The organism is Cohnella xylanilytica (assembly GCF_014212175.1).
In the GTDB taxonomy this organism is placed as follows: domain Bacteria; phylum Bacillota; class Bacilli; order Paenibacillales; family Paenibacillaceae; genus Cohnella; species Cohnella xylanilytica.
Genome location: NZ_JACJVR010000154.1, coordinates 1 through 1,932 on the forward strand (window position 1 = coordinate 1; position 1,932 = coordinate 1,932).

The following is a 1,932-nucleotide window of genomic DNA, read 5'->3' on the forward strand; positions in this document are numbered from 1 at the left end:
GGGCGGCTGCGGCTTTGGCCGCTTCGCGGGCCTCGAGCGCCGCCTTGCGCCGGGCGGCCTTCTCTTCGTCCGTCTCCTTGCGGCGGACGGGCGCTTCGCCGACTTCCGCGGCGGGAGGAGCCGGCGCCGCGGCGGGAGGAGCCTCGGCCGGCGGCGGCGACTCAGCTGCGACCGGCGGCGGCTCTGCATCCGCAGACGAGGCCTCTGCCGCGGCGGGGGTCGGCTCTGCCGACGGCTTCGCGGGCTCGGCGGCTTCGCTCCCCGCCGTCTCCGCCTCCGGCTCCCGCTCGGAGCCTTCGCTGTTCGCCGTCTCGGGAGCCTCCGCCTCGCGCTTCTCTTCCTCGCTCATCCGCTCGTCACCCGCTTCCCGGTCTTGGCTTCGTAGCGGATTTTCTCCTGGAGCTTGTTAATGCCGTAAATGAGCGCCGCCGGGTTCGGCGGGCAACCCGGAATGTATACGTCGACGGGGACGATCTGGTCCACGCCCTTGATGACGGAATAGGACTTGATATAGGGACCCCCGGCCGTCGCGCACGAGCCCATCGCGATGACCCACTTCGGCTCCGGCATCTGGTCGTACAGCCGGCGGAGCAGCGGACCCATCTTCTTCGTGACGGTGCCCGACACGATCATGACGTCCGCCTGCCGCGGAGACGTCCGGAACATGACGCCGAACCGGTCGAGATCGTAGTGCGGGGCTCCCGCCGCCATCATCTCGATGGCGCAGCAGGCGAGCCCGAAGGTGAGCGGCCACAGCGAGTTGCTGCGCACCCAGCCCTTCAGCGACTCGATGCTTCCGATGAAGACGTTCCTCTCGAGCTCCTGCACGTCTTCGGGGCTAATCTTCGTCAGATCGAATTCCATTGCAGCACCTTCTTCCTCCAGGCATAGACGAGGCCGACGAGCAATAAGCCGACGAACACGACCATCTCCGCAAGCGCAAAAAGGCCGAGCTTCTTGTAGGCTACGGCCCAGGGGTAGAGAAACACGGTCTCGACGTCGAACACCACGAACATTAGCGCGTACAGATAATACCTGACGTTAAATCGGATCTGGCTGTCTCCGACCGGATCGTTGCCGCTCTCGTAGGTGGTCTCCTTCTCCGGGGTCGGCTTGCTCGGACGAAGCTGCTTGCCGATCCACAGCACCGCGATCGGGAACGCGATGCCGAGAAGTAGGAAGACGGTTACAATGACGTACGAATTTGCGTATTTCTCCACATCATCGCCTCCGGCGAACTGGAATGAAGAGACTGCAAACGAGGTAAATTTCCCCCACAATTATAACAAAAGCTCCCAATGGCGTCCACGAGTAAAGCGTTTACACCGTTCGGCGGCCGCGAATCCGGCCTCGGGCCGGACAAGCGGCCCGCGAGATAACGAAGTCTTTCGTTCGGGATTATGCACCTTCCTTTCTATGTTACTTTATGCTCTGTCCGCCGCCGGCAAGAACCGTAACGGAACGGAATCGGAATGACGGGGCACCGGTCCATGGGCCCGTTCTCTAACGAACTCGGGAGTCGCCATTTAGCTCGCAGGCACCGTCACACAAAAAAACTTGGGATGACCATTTGACAAACGGAACTTGTCCGGAAATCGTTGGATTCGGATGCCAATATCGACGTTACTATAGGAACCCATCCCACGGGTTCATCGGTACAAGCTCTAACGGATTCAGGAGTCGCTATTTAGCGTCAAAAGCCCATTTTGAAAATCTAACGGACTCAGGCGTTCTTATTTCGGCCAATCGAGGGGAAATGCGGGCATCCGAAACGAAATAACGTCTGTACGATCCGTTAGAATTCAAATTCGCCCATTTCCAACGAATTAGCGTCTTCTGGGTCCGTCCCTCGTATTTAAGGGGATTGCTCACAAATGCTCACTCATTCGCAGGATTTCAGCCGTTTTGGCAAGAGGTAAACGGTGGAGAGCT

At 59.8% G+C, this 1,932-nt stretch carries 2 protein-coding genes and 1 pseudogene; all 3 read right to left on the minus strand.

Features of this window, described 5'->3' with window-relative positions; translation table 11 throughout:
* Window positions 1-349 (minus strand): annotated as a pseudogene (locus H7B90_RS31735) (NADH-quinone oxidoreductase subunit C); the annotation flags it as partial.
* On the minus strand, window positions 346-864 hold the full coding sequence (locus H7B90_RS31740) for a NuoB/complex I 20 kDa subunit family protein (protein ID WP_185139914.1): 519 nt from the start codon (window positions 862-864) through the stop codon (window positions 346-348). The gene H7B90_RS31740 and the pseudogene H7B90_RS31735, both read right to left, overlap by 4 nt.
* The gene (locus tag H7B90_RS31745; RefSeq protein ID WP_185139915.1) at window positions 849-1,220 is read right to left on the minus strand and encodes an NADH-quinone oxidoreductase subunit A; all 372 of its coding nucleotides are present in this window, start codon (window positions 1,218-1,220) and stop codon (window positions 849-851) included. The genes H7B90_RS31740 and H7B90_RS31745 overlap by 16 nt, the downstream gene beginning before the upstream one ends.
* Between the last annotated feature and the right edge of the window lie 712 nt (window positions 1,221-1,932).